The sequence below is a fragment of the Escherichia fergusonii ATCC 35469 genome (assembly GCF_000026225.1).
Taxonomy (GTDB): domain Bacteria; phylum Pseudomonadota; class Gammaproteobacteria; order Enterobacterales; family Enterobacteriaceae; genus Escherichia; species Escherichia fergusonii.
On the sequence record NC_011740.1, the window covers coordinates 3889763 to 3910722 of the forward strand.

Annotated in this window: 15 protein-coding genes; 6 read left to right on the forward strand and 9 right to left on the reverse strand. The window is 52.6% G+C overall.

Features of this window, described 5'->3' with window-relative positions; genetic code table 11:
• The first annotated feature begins 107 nt into the window (after positions 1-107).
• On the forward strand, positions 108-1508 hold the full coding sequence (sthA, locus tag EFER_RS19000) for a Si-specific NAD(P)(+) transhydrogenase (protein ID WP_001120810.1): 1401 nt from the start codon (positions 108-110) through the stop codon (positions 1506-1508).
• On the opposite strand, the gene oxyR is transcribed toward sthA, so the two are convergent.
• From oxyR to argC, 4 genes are all read right to left on the reverse strand, one after another.
• The gene (gene oxyR, locus EFER_RS19005; RefSeq protein WP_001025935.1) at positions 1491-2408 is read right to left on the reverse strand and encodes a DNA-binding transcriptional regulator OxyR; all 918 of its coding nucleotides are present in this window, start codon (positions 2406-2408) and stop codon (positions 1491-1493) included. The two genes, sthA and oxyR, sit on opposite strands and share 18 nt — an antisense overlap.
• Before the next feature lie 266 nt (positions 2409-2674).
• On the reverse strand, positions 2675-4048 hold the full coding sequence (gene argH, locus EFER_RS19010) for an argininosuccinate lyase (RefSeq protein ID WP_001230108.1): 1374 nt from the start codon (positions 4046-4048) through the stop codon (positions 2675-2677).
• A gap of 60 nt (positions 4049-4108) precedes the next feature.
• Positions 4109-4885 (reverse strand): acetylglutamate kinase, encoded by a 777-nt coding sequence (gene argB / locus EFER_RS19015; RefSeq protein WP_002432931.1) that lies wholly within the window; start codon positions 4883-4885, stop codon positions 4109-4111.
• Positions 4886-4892: 7 nt separating this feature from the next.
• On the reverse strand, positions 4893-5897 hold the full coding sequence (gene argC, locus EFER_RS19020) for an N-acetyl-gamma-glutamyl-phosphate reductase (protein ID WP_000935384.1): 1005 nt from the start codon (positions 5895-5897) through the stop codon (positions 4893-4895).
• A 153-nt stretch (positions 5898-6050) separates the two neighbouring features.
• Between argC and argE the strand changes: the two genes are divergently transcribed.
• The 4 genes from argE (at position 6051) to EFER_RS19040 (ending at position 13210) form a co-directional block, all read left to right on the forward strand.
• Positions 6051-7202: an acetylornithine deacetylase gene (argE, locus tag EFER_RS19025; RefSeq protein ID WP_000791753.1), complete on the forward strand. Its 1152-nt coding sequence runs from the start codon at positions 6051-6053 to the stop codon at positions 7200-7202.
• 345 nt (positions 7203-7547) lie between these two features.
• Complete coding sequence (ppc, locus tag EFER_RS19030; protein ID WP_001005537.1) at positions 7548-10199, forward strand: phosphoenolpyruvate carboxylase; 2652 nt, start codon at positions 7548-7550, stop codon at positions 10197-10199.
• Positions 10200-10395: 196 nt separating this feature from the next.
• Positions 10396-12129: a phosphoethanolamine transferase CptA gene (locus tag EFER_RS19035; protein WP_000556353.1), complete on the forward strand. Its 1734-nt coding sequence runs from the start codon at positions 10396-10398 to the stop codon at positions 12127-12129.
• A gap of 229 nt (positions 12130-12358) precedes the next feature.
• Positions 12359-13210, forward strand: coding sequence for an AraC family transcriptional regulator (locus tag EFER_RS19040; RefSeq protein ID WP_000274611.1), 852 nt, complete (start codon positions 12359-12361; stop codon positions 13208-13210).
• Here the strand turns inward: EFER_RS19040 and EFER_RS19045 are convergent.
• The 5 genes from EFER_RS19045 to EFER_RS19065 are packed head-to-tail and all read right to left on the reverse strand — an operon-like array spanning position 13197 to position 18142.
• A complete protein-coding gene (locus EFER_RS19045) occupies positions 13197-13538 on the reverse strand; it encodes a PTS fructose-like transporter subunit IIB (protein WP_000323849.1) in 342 nt (113 codons plus the stop codon). The genes EFER_RS19040 and EFER_RS19045 overlap by 14 nt on opposite strands.
• A gap of 1 nt (position 13539) precedes the next feature.
• A complete protein-coding gene (locus EFER_RS19050; RefSeq protein WP_000204091.1) occupies positions 13540-14418 on the reverse strand; it encodes a [formate-C-acetyltransferase]-activating enzyme in 879 nt (292 codons plus the stop codon).
• Positions 14384-16681, reverse strand: a complete 2298-nt coding sequence (locus EFER_RS19055; protein ID WP_000184819.1) for a formate C-acetyltransferase — start codon at positions 16679-16681, stop codon at positions 14384-14386. Before EFER_RS19055 ends, EFER_RS19050 begins: the two co-directional genes overlap by 35 nt.
• A 50-nt stretch (positions 16682-16731) precedes the next feature.
• Complete coding sequence (locus EFER_RS19060) at positions 16732-17052, reverse strand: PTS fructose-like transporter subunit IIB (protein ID WP_000161265.1); 321 nt, start codon at positions 17050-17052, stop codon at positions 16732-16734.
• Positions 17053-17062: 10 nt separating this feature from the next.
• A complete protein-coding gene (locus EFER_RS19065; RefSeq protein ID WP_001004472.1) occupies positions 17063-18142 on the reverse strand; it encodes a PTS fructose transporter subunit EIIC in 1080 nt (359 codons plus the stop codon).
• A 308-nt stretch (positions 18143-18450) separates the two neighbouring features.
• On the opposite strand from EFER_RS19065, the gene ptsP reads away from it, so the two are divergent.
• A complete protein-coding gene (gene ptsP, locus EFER_RS19070; RefSeq protein ID WP_001174058.1) occupies positions 18451-20952 on the forward strand; it encodes a phosphoenolpyruvate--protein phosphotransferase in 2502 nt (833 codons plus the stop codon).
• Positions 20953-20960: the final 8 nt, after the last annotated feature.

Consider the following 20960-nt stretch of genomic DNA (forward strand, 5'->3'; position numbering starts at 1 on the left):
AGGTCGCTCACGATATAGCCAGATAAATGACGGGGATCAATTGGCTTACCCGCGATAAAATGTTACCATTCTGTTGCTTTTATGTATAAGAACAGGTAAGCCCTACCATGCCACATTCCTACGATTACGATGCCATAGTAATAGGTTCCGGCCCCGGCGGCGAAGGCGCTGCAATGGGCCTGGTTAAGCAAGGTGCGCGCGTCGCAGTTATCGAGCGTTATCAAAATGTTGGCGGCGGCTGCACCCACTGGGGCACCATCCCGTCGAAAGCTCTCCGTCACGCCGTCAGCCGCATTATAGAATTCAATCAAAACCCACTTTACAGCGACCATTCGCGACTGCTCCGCTCTTCTTTTGCCGATATCCTTAACCATGCCGATAACGTGATTAATCAACAAACACGTATGCGTCAGGGATTTTACGAACGTAATCACTGTGAAATATTGCAGGGGAACGCTCGCTTTGTTGACGAGCATACGTTGGCGCTGGATTGCCCGGACGGCAGCGTCGAAACACTAACCGCTGAAAAATTTGTTATTGCCTGTGGTTCTCGCCCTTATCATCCAACAGATGTTGATTTCACCCATCCACGCATTTACGACAGCGACTCAATTCTTAGCATGCACCACGAACCGCGCCATGTACTTATCTATGGTGCTGGAGTGATCGGCTGTGAATATGCTTCGATCTTCCGCGGTATGGATGTAAAAGTGGATCTGATCAACACCCGCGATCGTCTGCTGGCGTTTCTCGATCAAGAGATGTCAGACTCTCTCTCCTATCACTTCTGGAACAGTGGCGTAGTGATTCGTCACAACGAAGAGTACGAAAAGATCGAAGGCTGTGACGACGGTGTGATTATGCATCTGAAGTCGGGCAAAAAGCTGAAAGCCGACTGTCTTCTCTATGCCAACGGTCGTACCGGTAATACCGATTCGCTGGCGTTACAGAACATTGGGCTGGAAACTGACAGTCGCGGACAGCTGAAGGTCAACAGCATGTATCAGACCGCGCAGCCGCACGTTTACGCGGTGGGCGATGTGATTGGCTATCCGAGCCTGGCGTCGGCGGCCTATGACCAGGGGCGCATTGCCGCACAGGCGCTGGTGAAAGGTGAAGCCACTGCACATCTGATTGAAGATATCCCTACCGGTATTTACACCATTCCGGAAATCAGCTCTGTGGGCAAAACTGAACAGCAGCTGACCGCGATGAAAGTGCCGTATGAAGTGGGCCGCGCCCAGTTTAAACATCTGGCACGCGCACAAATCGTCGGCATGAACGTGGGCACGCTGAAAATTTTGTTCCATCGGGAAACAAAAGAGATTCTGGGCATTCACTGCTTTGGCGAACGCGCTGCCGAGATTATCCATATCGGGCAGGCGATAATGGAACAGAAAGGTGGCGGCAACACTATTGAGTACTTCGTCAACACCACCTTTAACTACCCGACGATGGCGGAAGCCTATCGGGTAGCTGCGTTAAACGGCTTAAACCGCCTGTTTTAACACTTTATCGAAATGGCCATCCATTCTTGCGCGGATGGCCTCTGCCAGATGCTCATAGCGGCTGCGCAGCGGTGAGCCAGGACGATAAACCAGGCCAATAGTGCGGCGTGGTTCCGGCTTAATGCACGGCAGATAAACAACCCCATCGCGTTTGCGCTCCGGCGGCACAGCCAACGCAGGCAGTAAAGTAATCCCGCTACCTGCCGCCACCATGTTGCGCAGAGTTTCCAGGCTGGTCGCGCGGAAGTGTGTATCTTCATCCGCCCCGGCTTCAAAGCAGAAACCCATTGCCTGATCGCGCAAACAGTGACCATCTTCAAGCATCAGCAGCTTTTCCCCTGCCAGATCGGCCATCGGTACGCATTCGCGGTTCGCCCACGGGTGATCTTCATAGATGGCCAGCAACATTGGCTCATCAAACAACGGCACTTCAATAAATGCTTCACTCTCTTTCACCAGCGCGAGGATCACGCAATCGAGTTTGCCACTGTCCAGTTGCGCCAGTAACTGGTGGGTCTGTGCTTCATGCAGATACATTTCCAGCTTTGGAAAGGTCTGGTGCAGCATCGGGATAATATGCGGTAACAGGTAAGGCCCAACCGTTGGAATCAAACCAATATGCAGCGGCCCGGACATTGTCTCGCCCTGCTGGCTTGCCATCTCTTTAAGGACTTTCACCTCACGCAGCACAGTACGCGCCTGATCCACCAGCAGCATTCCCGCCTGGGTGAATAACACTTTACGGCTGGTCCGCTCCAGCAACATCACGCCCAGCTCATCTTCCAGCTTACGAATTTGCCCGCTAAGCGTCGGCTGGCTAACGTGGCAGGAATCTGCCGCACGCCGAAAATGACGGTGTTCAGCCAATGCCACCAGGTACTCAAGATCACGAATATTCATTATCCATCCTCCATCGCCACGATAGTTCATGGCGATAGGTAGCATAGCAACGAACGATTATCCCTATCAAGCATTCTGACTGATAATTGCTCACAGAAACGGAGCGGCACCTCTTTTAACCCTTGAAGTCACTGCCCGTTTCGAGAGTTTCTCAACTCGAATAACTAAAGCCAACGTGAACTTTTGCGGATCTCCAGGATCCGCTTTTTTTTGCCATAAAAAAGCCCGGCGATAAGCCAGGCTCAAATTGGTACATATAATTGTTCTTACCCCAACCGCGCCTGCGCAAAAGCAATCGCCTGCGCCACCTGCTGCGGGGAGACGCCGCCTTTTGCTGCACGCTTGTCGAGGCACGATTGCAGCGACAGAATCGGATAGACATCTTCACCAATCACCTGGCTGAATTTCTGCAACTCACTGAGCGGCAGCTCTTCCAGCGGTTTGCCCTGACGAATGGCTTCCACCACCGCTTCACCAACAATATGGTGCGCCTCGCGGAACGGCACACCTTTCGCCACCAGGTAATCCGCCAGTTCAGTGGCGTTCGCATACCCCTGCTGCGCCGCTTCCTGGCAACGCGGACGTTTCACCTGAATCCCGTCCAGCACCAGCGCCGCCATATGCAGGCAGTCCAGCCAGGTATCGAGCGCGTCGAACAGACCTTCTTTGTCTTCCTGCATATCTTTGTTATAGGCCAACGGCAGACCTTTCAGCGTCATCATCATGCCGGTCAACGCGCCCTGAACACGACCGCATTTACCGCGAATCAACTCCAGCGCATCCGGGTTTTTCTTCTGCGGCATTAATGATGAACCGGAAGTCACACGATCAGAAAGCTCCACAAAACCCGCTTCGCCGGTGTTAAAGAAAATCAGATCTTCGGCAAAACGCGACAAATGCACCATACCGATAGCGGCAGCAGAAAGCAGCTCCAGTACGTGGTCGCGGTCAGAAACGCTGTCGAGACTGTTACGGGTCGCCGAAGCAAAACCCAGCCAGCCTGCTAACTGTTCACGGTCGATTTCATAGGCCGTTCCCGCCAGTGCGCCACAGCCTAATGGACTGACATCCAGACGCTTGAGTGCGTCCTGCAAACGGCTTTCATCACGCGCCAGCATCTCAACATAGGCCAGGCACCAGTGAGCGAACGTCACCGGCTGGGCGCGTTGCAGGTGGGTATAGCCCGGCATTACCGCGTCCTGATTGTTTTCCGCCGTTTCCACCAGCGCCGATTGCAGCTGACGGTTAGCCGTCAGCAACTCACTAACGGTATCTTTGCACCACAGTTTCAGATCGGTCGCCACCTGATCATTACGGCTACGCCCGGTATGCAGTTTTTTGCCTAACTGGCCCACTTTGTCGATAAGTTTGCCTTCTACCCAGCTATGGATATCTTCGGCGTCGCTTTCAAGGATTTGTTGTGGCCTGGCGCGAACATCTTCCAGCAGCACGTTCAGCGCCTCTTCCAGTTGCACTTGTTCTTCTGCGGTTAACACGCCTACCGTTACCAGGGCTTTAGACCAGGCCACAGAGCCAACAATATCCTGCTCCGCCAGACGGTAATCAAAGCGCAGTGAGTCGTTGAATTGTTTGAACCGTTGATCTGCTGCCTGGGTAAAACGCCCGCCCCAAAGTGCCATAACTCTGTTTCCTTATTTTGAAATTCAATGCCGGAAAGCTACGTCTCCGGCCAACAAAACTTAAGCTAAAATCCGTGTACCAATAGGCATACCGTTAAACAGTGCCGGAAGCTGTTCCGCATGACGCCAGGAAGCGATATCTACCGGGCGGCCCAGCGTGCGCGCAGCATCCAGCGCCGCGTTCACTTTCACTATCATGCCGTCAGTAATAATGCCCTGCTCAATCAGTTGTTCTGCTTTCGCTGCGGTCATTTCGGCAATACGTTGCCCTTTGCCATCGAGAATACCGCTGACATCAGAGAGCAAAATCAGATCTGCGCCCAGCGTTGCCGCCAGCGCCGTCGCCGCCTGGTCGGCATTGACGTTCATCAGTTGCCCTTCGTCTGTTACGCCAATGGAGCTGACCACCGGCAGATAACCGTTCTCCAGCAATGTGTTGATAAGCTTAGGCGAACCTGGCTGCGCCAGTCCAACATGGCCTAACTCTTCATCGAGCTGGGTCACTTTTACGCTGTCGCCGTCACCGAGAAACAAACCTACGGCTGCAATCTGATGTTTCTTCGCCCACGCCAGCAAGGTTTTATTTGCCGTTCCCGCCAGCGCCCCGGTGATAATGTCTATCTGATCCGCAGGCGTCACCCGCAGGCCATTTTTCTTTTTCACCGGCAGATTCAGCCCTTTCATCAGCTCATCCACCACGCAACCGCCGCCGTGGACAATCACCAGCGGACGCTGATGTGACTCGCGATAGTTCACCAGTGCGGTAAACAGACGTTCCAGTGCCTCTTCACTATCCAGCAGTACGCCGCCCAGTTTGATAATTAATGGATTCATCATTGCACCCCTAAATAAGAGACTGCGTTTCCGCATAGCCGAAACGAATATTGGCGCACTGCATCGCTTGCGCCGCTGCACCTTTCAATAAGTTGTCCTCGGTCGCCACGATAATCAGATGTTCCCCCTGAACGGCAAAACCGATATCGCAGAACGGCAGTCCGACGACATTTTTTAGCGCCGGAACGCCTTTGTCATACAGCCGCACCAGCGGTTTATGGGCATACGCCTGCTGTAACGCTTGCGCGACTTGCGCCTGGGCCACACCCGGTTTCAGGCGGCAGGTAATGGTTTCGAGAATGCCGCGCGGGAAATTGCCCAGATGTGGGGTGAAGATAACGTCAGCACCGAGGTGTGTGGCGATCTCTGGTTGATGGCGATGAGTAAAGACGCCATACGGTTGCAGGCTCACTTCACAAAAGCTGTTTGAAATGGCCGCCTTACGTCCTGCACCGCTCACGCCGCTGGTGGCGTTGATGACCGGCCACTGATTGAGGTCAAGAAGATCGGCATCAATTAATGGTTTCAGCGCCAACTGTGCCGCCGTCGGATAACAGCCCGGCACCGCAATCAGATTCGCTTCTTTTAATTTATTGCCACACCACTCCGCAAGGCCATAGACCGCCTGCTCAAGCAATGCAGGGTATCGATGTGTAAAGCCGTAATATTTTTCATAGAAGGTGGCGTCGTTAACACGAAACGCGCCGGAAAGGTCGAACACCACACAGCCTGCTTCAAGAAATTGTGGGGCCAAATCATGGCTAACTTCATGGGCGGTGGCGAGAAACACCACGTCCACCCCTGAGCTAAACTCGCTGATATCCGACATCGGCTGTAACGGCAGATCAACGATGCCTTTTAGCTGCGGATGTAAATCGGAGATTAATTTTCCTGCATCATTGCTTTGCGCTGAGACGGTCAAAGCGGTTATGTTCATATGAGGATGGCGATTTACATAGGTCACTAGCTCTGCGCCAGCGTAACCACTGGCACCCACAATCAGCGTATTCAACATCGGGGCTATTCACCTTCTTATGTCTGTTTGCCTGGCTAAACGTAAAACATTCACCTTACGGCTGGTGGGTTTTATTACGCTCAACGTTAGTGTATTTTTATTCACAAATAATGCATGAATATTGATACTATCATGACCTGAGGTGTGTCAACAATGAAAAACAAATTACCGCCATTTATCGAGATTTACCGCGCTCTGATTGCCACACCATCGATTAGCGCAACGGAAGAAGCGCTCGATCAAAGTAATGCGGGTTTAATCACTCTACTGGCGGACTGGTTTAAAGATCTGGGCTTCAATGTGGAAGTACAGCCAGTACCCGGCACACGTAACAAATTCAATATGCTGGCAAGTACCGGACAAGGCGCAGGCGGCTTGCTGCTGGCCGGTCATACCGATACCGTGCCATTTGATGATGGGCGTTGGACGCGCGATCCATTCACCCTGACCGAGCATGACGGCAAGCTCTATGGTCTGGGTACGGCTGATATGAAAGGTTTCTTTGCGTTTATTCTTGATACGCTACGCGACGTTGACGTTACGAAACTGAAAAAGCCGCTCTATATTCTGGCGACCGCCGACGAAGAAACCAGTATGGCGGGTGCACGTTACTTCTCGGAAACCACCTCCCTGCGTCCGGATTGTGCCATTATCGGCGAGCCAACATCACTGCAACCTGTTCGAGCGCATAAAGGTCATATCTCCAACACGATTCGAGTAATGGGGCAGTCGGGGCACTCCAGTGATCCTGCTCGTGGTGTAAATGCTATTGAACTGATGCATGATGCCATCGGTCATATCCTGCAACTGCGTGACACTCTTAAAGAACGCTATCACTATGAGGCATTTACCGTGCCTTACCCCACGCTTAACCTTGGTCATATTCACGGCGGCGACGCAGCTAACCGTATCTGCGCTTGCTGTGAGTTGCATATGGATATTCGCCCTTTACCGGGAATGACGCTCAACGATCTCAATGGGTTACTCAACGAAGCGCTGGCTCCAGTGAGTGAACGCTGGCCGGGTCGCCTGACGGTAGAAGAGTTGCATCCTCCTATTCCGGGTTATGAATGCCCGCCGGACCACCAACTGGTTGAAGTGGTTGAGAAATTACTCGGCACACATACCGAAGTAGTGAATTACTGTACCGAAGCGCCTTTTATTCAAACGTTATGTCCGACGCTGGTGTTAGGACCGGGTTCAATCAACCAGGCCCATCAGCCTGATGAATATCTGGAGACGCGTTTTATCAAGCCGACCCGTGAGCTGATCACTCAGGTTATTCACCATTTCTGCTGGCATTAAAAAAACGAGTGATGCCCAATTGTAGTCGGATAAGGCGGTCCAGCCGCAGTAATGTCGGATAAGATGTTGACGCATCTTATCCGACCTACTGTCATTCATATTTTGGTGATAATCGGAGCGTTTTTTTAACATTTCCATAAGTTACGCTTATTTTATTCGTCGTGAATGAAATGGCGTAAATTCTTACTGTTCATTCATTTGCTGAAGCGATTTCGCAGCAATTGACGTTCCTGGTTTTACGTGGCTTTATAAAAGACGGCCTATAGCAAAGTCCTGGATTTTTCCTGCCGCTACGGCGTGAAAAGTACCGGACATATACAAAATAGATGGGGTGTCTGGGGTAATATGAACGAACAATATTCCGCGTTGCGTAGTAATGTCAGTATGCTCGGCAAAGTGCTGGGAGAAACCATTAAGGATGCGTTGGGAGAGCACATTCTTGATCGCGTTGAAACAATTCGTAAGTTGTCCAAATCTTCACGCGCTGGCAATGACGCCGATCGCCAGGAGTTACTCACCACATTACAAAATTTATCGAACGACGAGCTATTGCCCGTCGCCCGCGCTTTTAGTCAGTTTTTGAATCTGGCTAATACTGCTGAGCAATACCACAGCATTTCGCCAAAAGGCGAGGCTGCCAGCAACCCGGAAGTGATTGCCCGCACCCTGCGTAAACTGAAAAATCAACCAGACCTCAGTGAAGCTACAATCAAAAAAGCTGTCGAATCACTGTCGCTGGAACTGGTCCTCACCGCACACCCGACTGAAATCACCCGTCGTACACTGATCCACAAAATGGTGGAAGTGAACACCTGTTTAAAGCAACTGGATAACAAAGATCTCGCTGATTACGAACGTAACCAATTGATGCGTCGTCTGCGTCAGTTAATCGCCCAGTCCTGGCATACGGATGAGATTCGAAAACAACGACCAAGCCCGGTAGATGAAGCCAAATGGGGCTTTGCAGTAGTGGAAAACAGCCTGTGGCAAGGTGTACCAAACTATCTGCGCGAGCTGAACGAACAACTGGAAGAAAATCTTGGCTTTAAGCTGCCGGTAGATTTTGTTCCGGTCCGTTTTACTTCGTGGATGGGCGGCGACCGCGACGGCAACCCGAACGTAACCGCCGATATTACCCGTCATGTGTTGTTGCTCAGCCGCTGGAAAGCAACCGATCTGTTCCTGAAAGATATTCAGGTGCTGGTCTCTGAACTGTCGATGGTTGAAGCAACCCCTGAACTGCTGGCGCTGGTTGGCGAAGAGGGCGCCGCAGAGCCGTATCGCTATCTGATGAAAAATCTGCGCTCCCGCCTTATGACTACTCAGGCCTGGCTGGAAGCACGTCTGAAAGGGCAAAAACTGCCGAAGCCGGAAGGTTTACTGACACAAAACGAAGAGCTTTGGGAACCACTTTATGCGTGTTACCAGTCGTTGCAGGCTTGCGGTATGGGCATTATTGCCAACGGCGATCTGCTCGACACTCTGCGCCGCGTAAAATGTTTCGGCGTACCGCTGGTACGTATTGATATCCGTCAGGAGAGCACCCGTCATACCGAAGCGCTGGGCGAACTGACCCGCTACCTCGGCATCGGCGACTACGAAAGCTGGTCAGAGGCCGACAAACAGGCGTTCCTGATCCGCGAACTGAACTCCAAACGCCCCCTTCTGCCGCGTAACTGGCAACCGAGCGCCGAAACTCGCGAAGTACTTGATACCTGTCAGGTAATTGCTGAAGCACCGCAAGGTTCCATTGCCGCCTACGTGATCTCGATGGCAAAAACGCCGTCCGACGTACTGGCTGTACACCTGCTGCTGAAAGAAGCGGGTATTGGGTTTGCGATGCCGGTTGCTCCGCTGTTTGAAACCCTTGATGACCTGAACAACGCCAACGATGTCATGACCCAGCTGCTGAATATCGACTGGTATCGCGGTCTGATTCAGGGCAAACAGATGGTGATGATTGGCTATTCCGACTCAGCAAAAGATGCGGGCGTGATGGCGGCTTCCTGGGCGCAATATCAGGCACAGGATGCATTAATCAAAACCTGCGAAAAAGCGGGTATTGAACTGACGCTGTTTCACGGTCGCGGCGGTTCCATTGGTCGCGGCGGCGCACCTGCCCATGCGGCGCTGCTGTCACAACCACCAGGAAGCCTGAAAGGCGGCCTGCGCGTGACCGAACAGGGCGAGATGATCCGCTTCAAGTACGGTCTGCCTGAAATCACCGTTAGCAGCCTTTCGCTGTATACCGGGGCGATTCTGGAAGCCAACCTGCTGCCACCGCCAGAGCCGAAAGAGAGCTGGCGTCGCATTATGGATGAGCTTTCGGTTATCTCATGCGATGTCTACCGCGGCTACGTGCGTGAAAACAAAGATTTTGTGCCTTACTTCCGCTCTGCCACGCCGGAGCAGGAACTCGGCAAACTACCGCTGGGTTCACGTCCGGCAAAACGTCGCCCGACCGGTGGCGTTGAGTCACTGCGCGCTATTCCGTGGATTTTTGCCTGGACACAAAACCGCCTGATGCTCCCCGCCTGGCTGGGCGCGGGTACGGCGCTACAAAAAGTGGTGGAAGATGGTAAACAGAGCGAGCTGGAAACCATGTGCCGCGACTGGCCTTTCTTCTCAACGCGTCTGGGAATGCTGGAGATGGTCTTCGCCAAAGCGGATCTGTGGCTGGCGGAATATTATGATCAGCGGCTGGTCGCAAAAGAGCTTTGGCCGTTAGGCAAAGAGCTACGCAATCTGCTGGAAGAAGATATTAAAGTGGTGCTGGCAATTGCTAACGACTCCCACCTGATGGCTGATCTGCCGTGGATTGCCGAGTCAATTCAGTTGCGTAATATCTACACCGACCCACTGAACGTACTACAGGCAGAGCTGCTGCACCGCTCACGTCTTACCGAACAAAACGGCAAAGAGCCTGATCCACGCGTTGAGCAAGCCCTGATGGTCACCATTGCCGGGGTTGCTGCTGGTATGCGTAACACAGGTTAACAGCACTGCCTCTATAAACCCTCGTGCAATCGCACGAGGGTTTCTTGAAATACTGCTGTCATATCCATGTAGTTTTCAATATATTTCTGTCTGCATTTTATTCAGCTTTTGGATATCTGTTGATGTACTCAGGTTTCAGATCTCCTTAAGGTTATTTCGCTACTGTTGGCGTTATTTTTGAAGACAGGTTTCTATTATGCATTCCACTCAACTCCAGGCTAAAGCCCCTTTTAGCTGGAAAGCCCTGGGCTGGGCATTACTCTATTTTTGGTTTTTCTCCACACTTCTTCAGGCCATCATTTATATCACCGGCTACAGCGGCACCACTGGTATCCGTGACTCCCTGTTGTTCAGTTCCCTTTGGTTAATCCCCGTTTTTCTCTTCCCTAACAGAACAAAAATTATCGCTGCGGTGATTGGCGTAATGCTCTGGGCGGCCTCGCTGGCAGCACTCAGTTATTATGTGATTTATGGTCAGGAATTTTCGCAAAGCGTCCTGTTCGTCATGTTCGAAACCAACGCCAACGAAGCCAGCGAATATTTAAGCCAATATTTTAGTCTGAAGATTGTGCTGATTGCGCTGGCTTATACGGCGGTGGCAATCCTGCTCTGGACACGTCTGCGCCCGGTCTACATTCCTTCGCCCTGGCGTTATCTCATTTCGTTTGCCCTGCTTTACGGCTTGATCCTGCATCCGATCACCATGAACACCATCATCAAAGGCAAACCGATTGAAAAAACGCTGGATAGTCTGGCATCGCGCATGGAACCCGCAGCACCATGGCAATTTATTACCGGCTACTACCAGTACCGCCAGCAACTTAACTCGCTGACCAAATTACTCAACGAAAACAACGCGCTGCCGCCACTGGCTAATTTCAAAGATGAATCGGGTAACGAACCGCGCACCCTGGTACTGGTGATTGGCGAATCAACCCAGCGTGGCCGCATGAGCCTGTACGGTTATCCGCGTGAAACCACGCCGGAGCTGGATGCGCTGCATAAAACCGACCCGAATCTGAGCGTGTTCAATAACGTGGTCACATCGCGTCCGTATACCATTGAAATCCTGCAACAAGCGCTGACCTTTGCCAATGAAAAGAACCCGGATCTGTATCTGACGCAGCCGTCGCTGATGAACATGATGAAACAGGCAGGTTATAAAACCTTCTGGATCACCAACCAGCAGACGATGACCGCCCGCAATACCATGCTGACGGTATTTTCGAAGCAGACCGACAAGCAGTACTACATGAACCAGCAACGTACGCAGAGTGCGCGTGAATACGACACCAACGTGCTGAAGCCGTTCCAGGAGGTGCTGAAGGACCCTGCGCCGAAGAAACTGATCATCGTTCATCTGCTGGGTACGCATATCAAATACAAATACCGCTACCCGGAAAATCAGGGCAAGTTTGATGGCAATACCGATCATGTTCCGCCTGGATTAAGCGCAGAAGAGCTGGAGTCATATAACGATTATGATAACGCTAACCTGTATAACGATCATGTGGTTGCCAGCCTGATTAAAGACTTTAAAGCAGCAGACCCGAACGGTTTCCTGGTTTACTTCTCTGACCACGGTGAAGAGGTTTACGACACGCCACCGCACAAAACTCAGGGGCGTAATGAAGACAATCCGACGCGCCACATGTACACCATTCCGTTCTTGCTGTGGACGTCAGAAAAATGGCAGGCCACGCATCCGCATGATTTCTCGCAGGATGTTGATCGGAAATACAGCCTGGCGGAACTGATCCACACCTGGTCAGATTTGGCAGGCTTATCTTACGACGGTTACGACCCAACCCGCTCGGTGGTAAACCCGCAGTTCAAAGAAACCACCCGCTGGATTGGTAACCCGTACAAGAAAAACGCGCTGATCGATTACGACACTCTGCCGTATGGCGATCAGGTGGGTAATCAGTAATTATCAGCCTGGTGCTATTTGCCGGATGCGACGCCTGAATGAAGCGTCTTATCCGGCCTACAGATCGCGGCAGTAGGCCAGATAAGGCGTCTACGCCGCATCCGGCAATACAAGGCGACTGAAACCGCCGCAATGTTTACATCGAACTCCCATCAGGCCACACTTTTCAGGTGGCCTTTTTTCATAATGCCAGTTACTGTTTTCCCGTCTACATACCTAAGGGAATAACATGTATCACGACGTCAGCTATCTGCTCTCCCGCCTGATAAACGGCCCGCTGTCGCTGCGCCAGATTTACTTTGCCAGCAGCAACGGTCCGGCGCCCGATCTTGCGTATCAGGTCGATTTTCCACGGCTGGAAATAGTGCTGGAAGGTGAATTTGTTGATACCGGCGCTGGCGCAACGTTAGTTCCCGGCGATGTGCTGTACGTTCCCGCTGGCGGCTGGAATTTCCCACAATGGCAAGCCCCCGCGACCACCTTTAGCGTGCTGTTTGGCAAACAGCAACTCGGTTTCAGCGTCGTGCAATGGGATGGCAAACAGTATCAAAATCTGGCGAAGCAACACGTCGCCCGACGCGGCCCGCGCATTGGTTCTTTTCTGCTACAAACGCTCAATGAAATGCAAATGCAGCCACAGGAGCAGCAAACAGCAAGGCTTATCGTCACCAGCCTGCTTAGCCACTGCCGCGATTTGCTCGGTAGCCAAATACAGACCGCCTCACGTAGCCAGGCACTATTTGAAGCTATTCGCGATTATATCGACGAACACTATGCCACCGCGCTTACCCGCGAATCTGTCGCACAGGCGTTCTATATTTCGCCAAATTACCTCTCGCACCTGTTTCAAAAAACGGGGGCCATTGGATTTAACGAATACCTGAATCACACGCGACTGGAACACGCTAAGACGTTATTGAAAGGCTATGACCTGAAGGTAAAAGAAGTGGCGCACGCCTGCGGCTTTGTTGACAGCAACTACTTCTGCCGTCTGTTTCGTAAAAACACCGAACGCTCGCCGTCGGAATATCGTCGGCAATACCATAGCCAACTGACAGAAAAACCGACTACTCCAGAATAAGATGGGTTTGCTGCGGCGCAGAAAGCACTTTACGCACCGCGCTCATCACCCGCTGCGGCTCACGCAGGAACGCGTAGATGCTGCATTGCACGTAGCGGCAATGTTCAAATCGCTCAGCACCGGCAAGTTCAATATCCGTAATCAACAGCGCAACATCCGCCCGGCGGATATCCTCGTCCGCTAAACGATTCTCCGTTCCCAAAGCACCCTGAGTTTCAATGCTGACGCCCCACTTCTCTAACTGGCACAACTTTTCCAGCCGTTCCGCCGCCATATAAGTATGCGCCACGCCGCTTACGCAGGCGGTTACTGCCACCAGGTACGCCATTTTAACCTCCCACGGTAACCTGAAATCCGGCCCGTTCTGCCATTTCGCGCATCGTTGTCACATCGGCTGACGACGGCGCAGGCACCTCTTTCATCGACCATGTTTTCCCCAGCAGGCGGTATTTCGGTTCGCCGTACTGGTGAAACGGTAACAGATGGATCTGCCTGATATTCAGCGGGATCAGTACGTCCAGCGCCTGCTGCATATTCTCCCGACTGAGCGTGAAACCAGGGATCAGCGGTAAACGCGGTATCACGTTGACACCCTCACTCACCAGCAAACGCAGGTTCTCCAGCACGCGCGGCAGGTTCATCTTCACCACATCCCGCGCCTGAGTTGCATCCATTATTTTTAAATCGAACAACACTTCATCGCACAATTTCGCCAGCGGTAACAGCTTGCTGGCTGGCGCGTCCCCGGCAGTTTCGATGGCGCATGACACGCCCCACAGACGAAGTCGCTGTAAAAAACGGGTAGCAAACTCCGCCTGCATTAACACTTCGCCGCCAGAAAGCGTGACGCCACCGCCGGACGCGCGAAAGAAAATGTCATCTTTCATCACTTCCCGCTCCAGCGCGTCAAGGCTGATATCACGACCAATCCGTTCAAACGCGCCGGAGGGGCATTCATCCGCATCACGCAAACATTTTGCGCAGTGCAGGCATTTCGCCTCTCTGCGCACCGTCTGGATTTTGCCGGAGATCGACTCCGGATTAGCACACCACGGGCAAAGATGCGGGCAGCCTTTAAAAAAGACCTCCGTACGAATGCCCTCGCCGTCATTCAGTGAATAACGCTGAATGTTGAAAATGCGCGCCACATCATCTCGGCGCGTTTCCACAACGTTACAGCTGATGCGCTGTCCGGCGGATGATGTCATCCTGTATCTCCTTCGACAGTTCGACAAAGAAGGCGCTGTATCCGGCAACGCGCACCACCAGCCCGGCATAATCTTGTGGGCGCTGTTGCGCTTCCCGCAACGTGTCGGCGTTCACCACGTTAAACTGAATGTGTTGTAACTTAAGCTGGGTAAATGCCCGTAAGAAGTCAGCCAGTTTGCGTAATCCCGCTTCACCTTCCAGGGTCGCCGGAGTGAATTTCACGTTCAGCAACGTACCGTTAGAAAGCAGCGTGTTATCGAGCTTGCTGACTGATTTCAGTACCGCCGTTGGTCCTTGTGCATCCTGGCCCAGCATGGGAGACAAGCCACCGTCTGCCAGTTGTTCCCCGGCAAAACGACCGTCTGGCGTCGCACCAACCACCGCTCCCAACGGGACATGAGCAGAAACGGTATACGATCCTGGCGTGAAGTAGCCGCCGCGCGGGTTCTGGTATTTTTCCACTTCTTTGCAGTAATGACGCAGGAGTTCGGCGCTAATGTTATCCACCTCGTCGATATCGTTACCGTATTTCTCAAAGCGGTTAATTAAGCGAGCGCGGACTTTTTCGCCTTCTGGCGTTGCGAAGTTGGCTTTTAATACCGACAGCAATTCGTCAAAACTTAAACGCTGTTGCTCAAAAACCATCCCTTTCAACGCATGGAGAGAATCGCTCAGGTTGGCGATACCGATCCCCTGTACGCCGGAGAAGTTATAACGCGCGCCGCCATCGGTAATATCGCGGCCTTTTTCCAGACAATCGCTGATAAACGACGAGAGCAGCGGTACAGGAGCCCAGTCACGGTGACCGATATCACAAATATTGCTGCCTTCAACCATCAGGGTGATGTAGTGGCTGATCTTGGCGCGGATCTGTCCCAGCAAACCTTCATAACTCAGCGCGGCATTACCTTCATTTTCATGCAGGCAGATTTCCATCACTTTCAGCAGGTTAAACATCGCGATGTCATGCAGACCATAGGTTCTGCCAGGAATAGATAACTCCACGCAACCCACTACGGAATAATCGCGCGCATCTTCCAGCGAAACGCCACGATTGAGGAACGCTGGCACCACCACTTCATCGTTGAAGATTTGCGGAATACCCGTGCCGAGGCGAATGGTTTCTGCGGTTTTCATCAGGAACGGCGTGTCGATCAAGGCGTTAGTGCGCACACCCAGGTTCGGTTGCGGTAATTGCACGCTTTGATAGGCATCGAGGCAAAGGAACGAAAGCACGTTCACCGCGCTACGTCCGTTTTCGGTTAAACCGCCGAGCAGTGCGGTATAGCCGGTCGGGAAACCTGCGAAATAGCGCGCGCTGCTGGTGGAACGTAACAGCACGATGTCATTGCATTTCACCCATAAAGATTCGAGCAGTTCTTTCAGGAACGCCGGATCTTCGCCCTGGGTTAATGATGCCTGATAGAAAGGCAACATATACTGGTCGAAGCGCCCTAAAGACAGCGAGCTGGCGTTGGATTCGTATTGCAGAATGATGTTCATGTACCAGAACAACTGGCACGCTTGCCAGAACGTCTGCGGCTTATGTTCGGCGTTATGGCGGGAGATCTCCGCGATAGTCAGCAGTTCTTCGCGACGCTGGGCATCAGTGCAATTTGCCGCCATCGTTTCCGCCAGTTCGGCGTAACGCAAAATGTGTTTCTGCGAGGCTTCGAGCAATAACAGCGCAGCCTGATAAAAGTGATTCTCCGGCTGTTGCTGGCAATGTTGCTGCATCTGCGCCACCAGCTCACCCAGCCCGTGATTCAGCAGGCGCGGGTAATCAATAATGATGTGCCCCTGGCCTTTATCTGTCTGGTTGATACTGAAAATCTGCGTGCTGGTCGCGGCTTTTACTTCATCCGTCATCTGCCCGTTAATGAAATCTTTCATCGAACGTTTTTCCCAGTATGGGAACAGTTCTTCGCGGTAGATACGTTTATCTTCTTCACTAATGGCGAAGCGGTCCTGCGGTCGCGTCGGAAATTGATCCAGCTCTTTCAGCAGCCAGTAAGGGTCCATTTCCGGCGACATAATCCCGGCGCGCGGTTTTACGGTACGGTTACCAGCAATCAGTTCTTCATCACGAATCGAAATTTCAACATGTTCAAGGATATACGCTGTTGCTTTCGCCCGGCGCAATATCACTGGTTCGCCTTCGGTTTGCCGATGGCTGGCGGTATAAAGCAGCGCCCGCTCCAGCGAGATTTCACGGGTATTGGCAAACAGTGCAGTTTTGAGGCGAGAGATACGATTCGTCATGAGGAACTCCTGTGGGAAAGCGACCCCGCCCTTGCGAGCGGGATAAGAACTTAAGCGGTTTGCGCCAGGTGAGCTTCAATTTTGCTCATAATGGCGTCAGCGCGTTTTACCGCGTCGCTGATGTTGACACGCACGATGGTCTTGCCAGCAAAACGCTCTTCAAACTTGATGCCGATATCTTTGGTCAGAATCACCATATCGGCGCTCGCCACGTCTTCCGCTGTCAGTTCATTTTCCAGACCAATTGACCCCTGGGTTTCTACTTTCACTTCCCAGCCTTTCGCTTTCGCGGCGCTTTCCAGTGCCTCTGCTGCCATATAAGTATGGGCAACACCTGAAGGACATGCGGTTACTGCAATAATTTTCGTCATGGCTCGTTCCTCAATTAATTTCAAAATCCAAATCCAGGTCGTCTTCTTTTTCATCAGATGAAGACCCATTTTTACGCGCCAGACTTTTCAGCACGTTCACACAAACTGCTGTCACTACTGCCCCGACAGCCACTGCTGCGATATAACCCAGCTTGCCTTCAACCACAGGCAGCACAATCAGACCACCCCAGCCTGCATAGCACTGCGCACCGACCAGCGCCGCAGTTACCGCACCACAAACAGAACCGACCATGATGGAAGGAATGACTCGCAACGGATCGGCAGCGGCGAAAGGAATCGCCCCTTCGGTGACACCAACGCACCCCATCACCAGCGCCGCTTTGCCGGTTTCACGCTCTTCTGCAGAGAAATTTTTACGACCAATCAGCGTCGCCAGCCCCATACCCAGCGGTGGAACACAGATCCCCACGGCAGCAATGGCCACCACGGTATAAACGCCCTGAGCCACACAGATCAGCATGAAGGCATAGGCCACTTTGTTAACCGGGCCGCCCATATCAAAGGCCAGCATCAATCCCATGATCACCGCCAGCATCACTACGCTGCCTTGTTGCATGCCCTGAAGCCACTGGGTCAGGCTGTTGGTCAACGCCCCCACCGGCTCGCCCAGTCCCCACATCATGACACCAGCAGTAATCAGTGTGCCGACGATCGGAATGATGAAGATTGGCATCACCGAGCGCAGAACTTTATGCACCGGAATTTTCTTCAGGTAATGCACCACGATGCCGCCGATAATCCCGGCGATCAGCGCGCCAAAGAAGCCCGCACCAAAGCTGTTACCAACCCAGGCACCGATAGCGCACGGAGCCAGCGCAGAGCGTTCTGCAATGGAATAGCCGATGTAAGCGGCGAGGAAAGGCACCATCAGCGTCAAGCCTGCAACGCCGATATCAAACAGTTTTTTCAGATTCGGATCGGCTACGGCATCCGGCACTGCACCTTTGCCATACAACATGACGGAAACCGCCAGCAAAATACCGCCCGATACCACGAAGGGAATCATGTGTGAAACGCCCGTCATTAAATGCTGACGGGTATTTTTCAGGATCTGCACCAACTCATTCATAAGCTGCTCCCGGGCTTGCGAAAGCCCATGTCCATATTTTTGATGAAGGAAACAATAGGCAATCGCAGGCAGAGCAAACAGTGGATAAAAAGGCCATTTACTGGACTTTTGTAATATCAGTACAAAAATGCGATCCGCCTCATAACTTGCGATAACCCGGAAGCCTGCCGCAAAACGGCGTCTTGTGAGACGCGTCGCAAATTGACGGTTACATTACATTTGTCCAGCTTTTGGCAGTTTTGTCACATGGCAGGCCGTTGCCGTGCGCTCTTATCCTGTAAACAGAAAACCGTACCGGGAGAGAGGCAATGGCCCTGATTGTGGAATTTATTTGTGAGCTGCCTAACGGCGTACATGCACGTCCGGCAAGCCACGTTGAAACGCTGTGTAATACTTTTTCATCACAAATTGAGTGGCATAACCTGCGCAGTGACCGTAAGGGCAACGCCAAAAGCGCTCTTGCGCTGATTGGCACCGATACGCTGGTGGGCGATAAGTGCCAGTTACTGATTTCCGGGGCCGATGAACAGGAAGCGCACCAGCGTTTAAGCCAATGGCTGCGTGATGAATTTCCCCACTGCGATGCGCCACTGGCAGAAGTTAAATCTGACGAACTGGAGCCGCTGCCGGTTTCACTGACCAATCTGAATCCGCAAATTATCCGCGCTCGCACCGTGTGCAGCGGTAGCGCAGGCGGCATTCTGACGCCGATCTCTTCTTTAGATCTCAATACGCTGGGTAACCTCCCCGCAGCCAAAGGCGTTGACGCCGAGCAATCCGCGCTGGAAAACGGCCTGACACTGGTACTGAAAAACATTGAGTTTCGTCTGCTGGATAGCGACGGTGCTACCAGCGCGATTCTGGAAGCGCACCGATCCCTGGCTGGCGATACTTCCCTGCGCGAACATTTACTGGCAGGCGTCAGCGCCGGATTAAGCTGTGCCGAAGCAATTGTTGCCAGCGCGAATCACTTTTGTGAAGAGTTTTCCCGTTCCAGCAGCAGCTACCTGCAAGAACGTGCGCTGGATGTGCGCGATGTCTGCTTCCAGTTACTCCAGCAAATCTACGGTGAGCAACGCTTTCCGGCACCGGGCAAGCTGACGCAGCCCGCCATTTGTATGGCTGATGAACTGACCCCTAGCCAGTTCCTCGAACTGGATAAAAATCACCTCAAAGGTCTGTTGCTGAAAAGTGGCGGCACTACCTCACACACGGTGATCCTTGCCCGTTCGTTCAACATTCCGACACTGGTTGGTGTGGATATTGATGCCCTTACTCCGTGGCAGCATCAAACGATTTATATCGACGGTAATGCCGGGGCGATTGTAGTCGAACCGACAGACGCGGTGGCGCGTTATTATCAACAAGAAGCCCGCGTGCAGGACGCACTGCGTGAGCAACAACGTGTCTGGCTGACCCAACAAGCCCGTACCGCTGACGGTATCCGCATTGAAATTGCCGCTAACATCGCTCACTCCGTCGAAGCGCAGACCGCATTCGGCAATGGTGCGGAAGGCGTTGGTTTGTTCCGCACTGAAATGCTCTATATGGATCGCACCAGCGCACCGGGCGAAAGCGAGTTGTACAACATTTTTTGTCAGGCGCTGGAATCCGCCAACGGACGCAGCATTATTGTGCGCACTATGGATATTGGCGGTGACAAACCCGTTGATTATCTGAATATTCCCGCAGAAACTAACCCGTTCCTCGGTTATCGCGCCGTGCGTATTTATGAAGAGTACGCGTCGTTATTTACCACGCAGCTACGGTCGATCCTCCGTGCCTCCGCTCATGGCAGCCTGAAAATTATGATCCCGATGATCTCTTCAATGGAAGAGATCTTATGGGTGAAAGAAAAACTGGCGGAAGCTAAACAGCAGCTGCGTAACGAACACATTCCGTTTGATGAGAAGATCCAGCTCGGCATTATGCTGGAAGTGCCGTCAGTGATGTTCATCATCGATCAATGCTGTGAAGAGATTGATTTCTTTAGTATTGGTAGTAATGACCTGACGCAATATCTGCTGGCAGTGGATCGCGATAACGCTAAGGTAACTCGTCACTACAACAGCCTGAATCCGGCATTCTTACGAGCGCTTGATTACGCCGTGCAGGCAGTGCATCGCCAGGGCAAATGGATTGGTCTGTGCGGTGAACTGGGGGCGAAAGGTTCCGTGCTGCCGTTGCTGGTCGGTTTAGGGCTGGATGAACTGAGCATGAGTGCACCGTCAATTCCAGCGGCGAAAGCGCGGATGGCGCAACTTGATAGCCGTGAGTGCCGCAAGTTGCTCAACCAGGCGATGGCCTGCCGCACTTCGCTGGAAGTGGAACACCTGCTGGCGCAATTCCGCATGACGCAACAGGACGCACCGCTGGTCACCGCCGAGTGCATCACGCTTGAAAGTGACTGGCGCAGCAAAGAAGAAGTGCTCAAAGGCATGACCGATAACCTGCTGCTGGCGGGCCGCTGCCGCTATCCGCGTAAACTGGAAGCCGACTTGTGGGCGCGTGAGGCCGTTTTCTCTACCGGTCTGGGCTTTAGTTTTGCCATTCCCCACAGCAAATCGGAACATATTGAGCAGTCCACCATCAGCGTGGCGCGTCTGCAAGCGCCGGTGCGCTGGGGAGATGATGAAGCGCAATTCATCATCATGTTAACACTGAACAAACACGCCGCAGGCGATCAACATATGCGCATTTTCTCGCGCCTCGCTCGCCGCATCATGCACGAAGAATTCCGTAACGCGCTGGTTAACGCCGCCTCTGCCGACGCTATCGCCAGCCTGCTGCAACATGAACTGGAACTTTAAAAGGAAAC

Bases quoted from the DNA above. Each gene is read 5' to 3' on its own strand.
- sthA (WP_001120810.1), top strand. From the start codon at position 108: ATGCCACATTCCTACGATTACGATGCCATAGTAATAGGTTCCGGCCCC.
- oxyR (WP_001025935.1), bottom strand. From the start codon at position 2,408: ATGAATATTCGTGATCTTGAGTACCTGGTGGCATTGGCTGAACACCGT.
- argH (WP_001230108.1), bottom strand. From the start codon at position 4,048: ATGGCACTTTGGGGCGGGCGTTTTACCCAGGCAGCAGATCAACGGTTC.
- argB (WP_002432931.1), bottom strand. From the start codon at position 4,885: ATGATGAATCCATTAATTATCAAACTGGGCGGCGTACTGCTGGATAGT.
- argC (WP_000935384.1), bottom strand. From the start codon at position 5,897: ATGTTGAATACGCTGATTGTGGGTGCCAGTGGTTACGCTGGCGCAGAG.
- argE (WP_000791753.1), top strand. From the start codon at position 6,051: ATGAAAAACAAATTACCGCCATTTATCGAGATTTACCGCGCTCTGATT.
- ppc (WP_001005537.1), top strand. From the start codon at position 7,548: ATGAACGAACAATATTCCGCGTTGCGTAGTAATGTCAGTATGCTCGGC.
- EFER_RS19035 (WP_000556353.1), top strand. From the start codon at position 10,396: ATGCATTCCACTCAACTCCAGGCTAAAGCCCCTTTTAGCTGGAAAGCC.
- EFER_RS19040 (WP_000274611.1), top strand. From the start codon at position 12,359: ATGTATCACGACGTCAGCTATCTGCTCTCCCGCCTGATAAACGGCCCG.
- EFER_RS19045 (WP_000323849.1), bottom strand. From the start codon at position 13,538: ATGGCGTACCTGGTGGCAGTAACCGCCTGCGTAAGCGGCGTGGCGCAT.
- EFER_RS19050 (WP_000204091.1), bottom strand. From the start codon at position 14,418: ATGACATCATCCGCCGGACAGCGCATCAGCTGTAACGTTGTGGAAACG.
- EFER_RS19055 (WP_000184819.1), bottom strand. From the start codon at position 16,681: ATGACGAATCGTATCTCTCGCCTCAAAACTGCACTGTTTGCCAATACC.
- EFER_RS19060 (WP_000161265.1), bottom strand. From the start codon at position 17,052: ATGACGAAAATTATTGCAGTAACCGCATGTCCTTCAGGTGTTGCCCAT.
- EFER_RS19065 (WP_001004472.1), bottom strand. From the start codon at position 18,142: ATGAATGAGTTGGTGCAGATCCTGAAAAATACCCGTCAGCATTTAATG.
- ptsP (WP_001174058.1), top strand. From the start codon at position 18,451: ATGGCCCTGATTGTGGAATTTATTTGTGAGCTGCCTAACGGCGTACAT.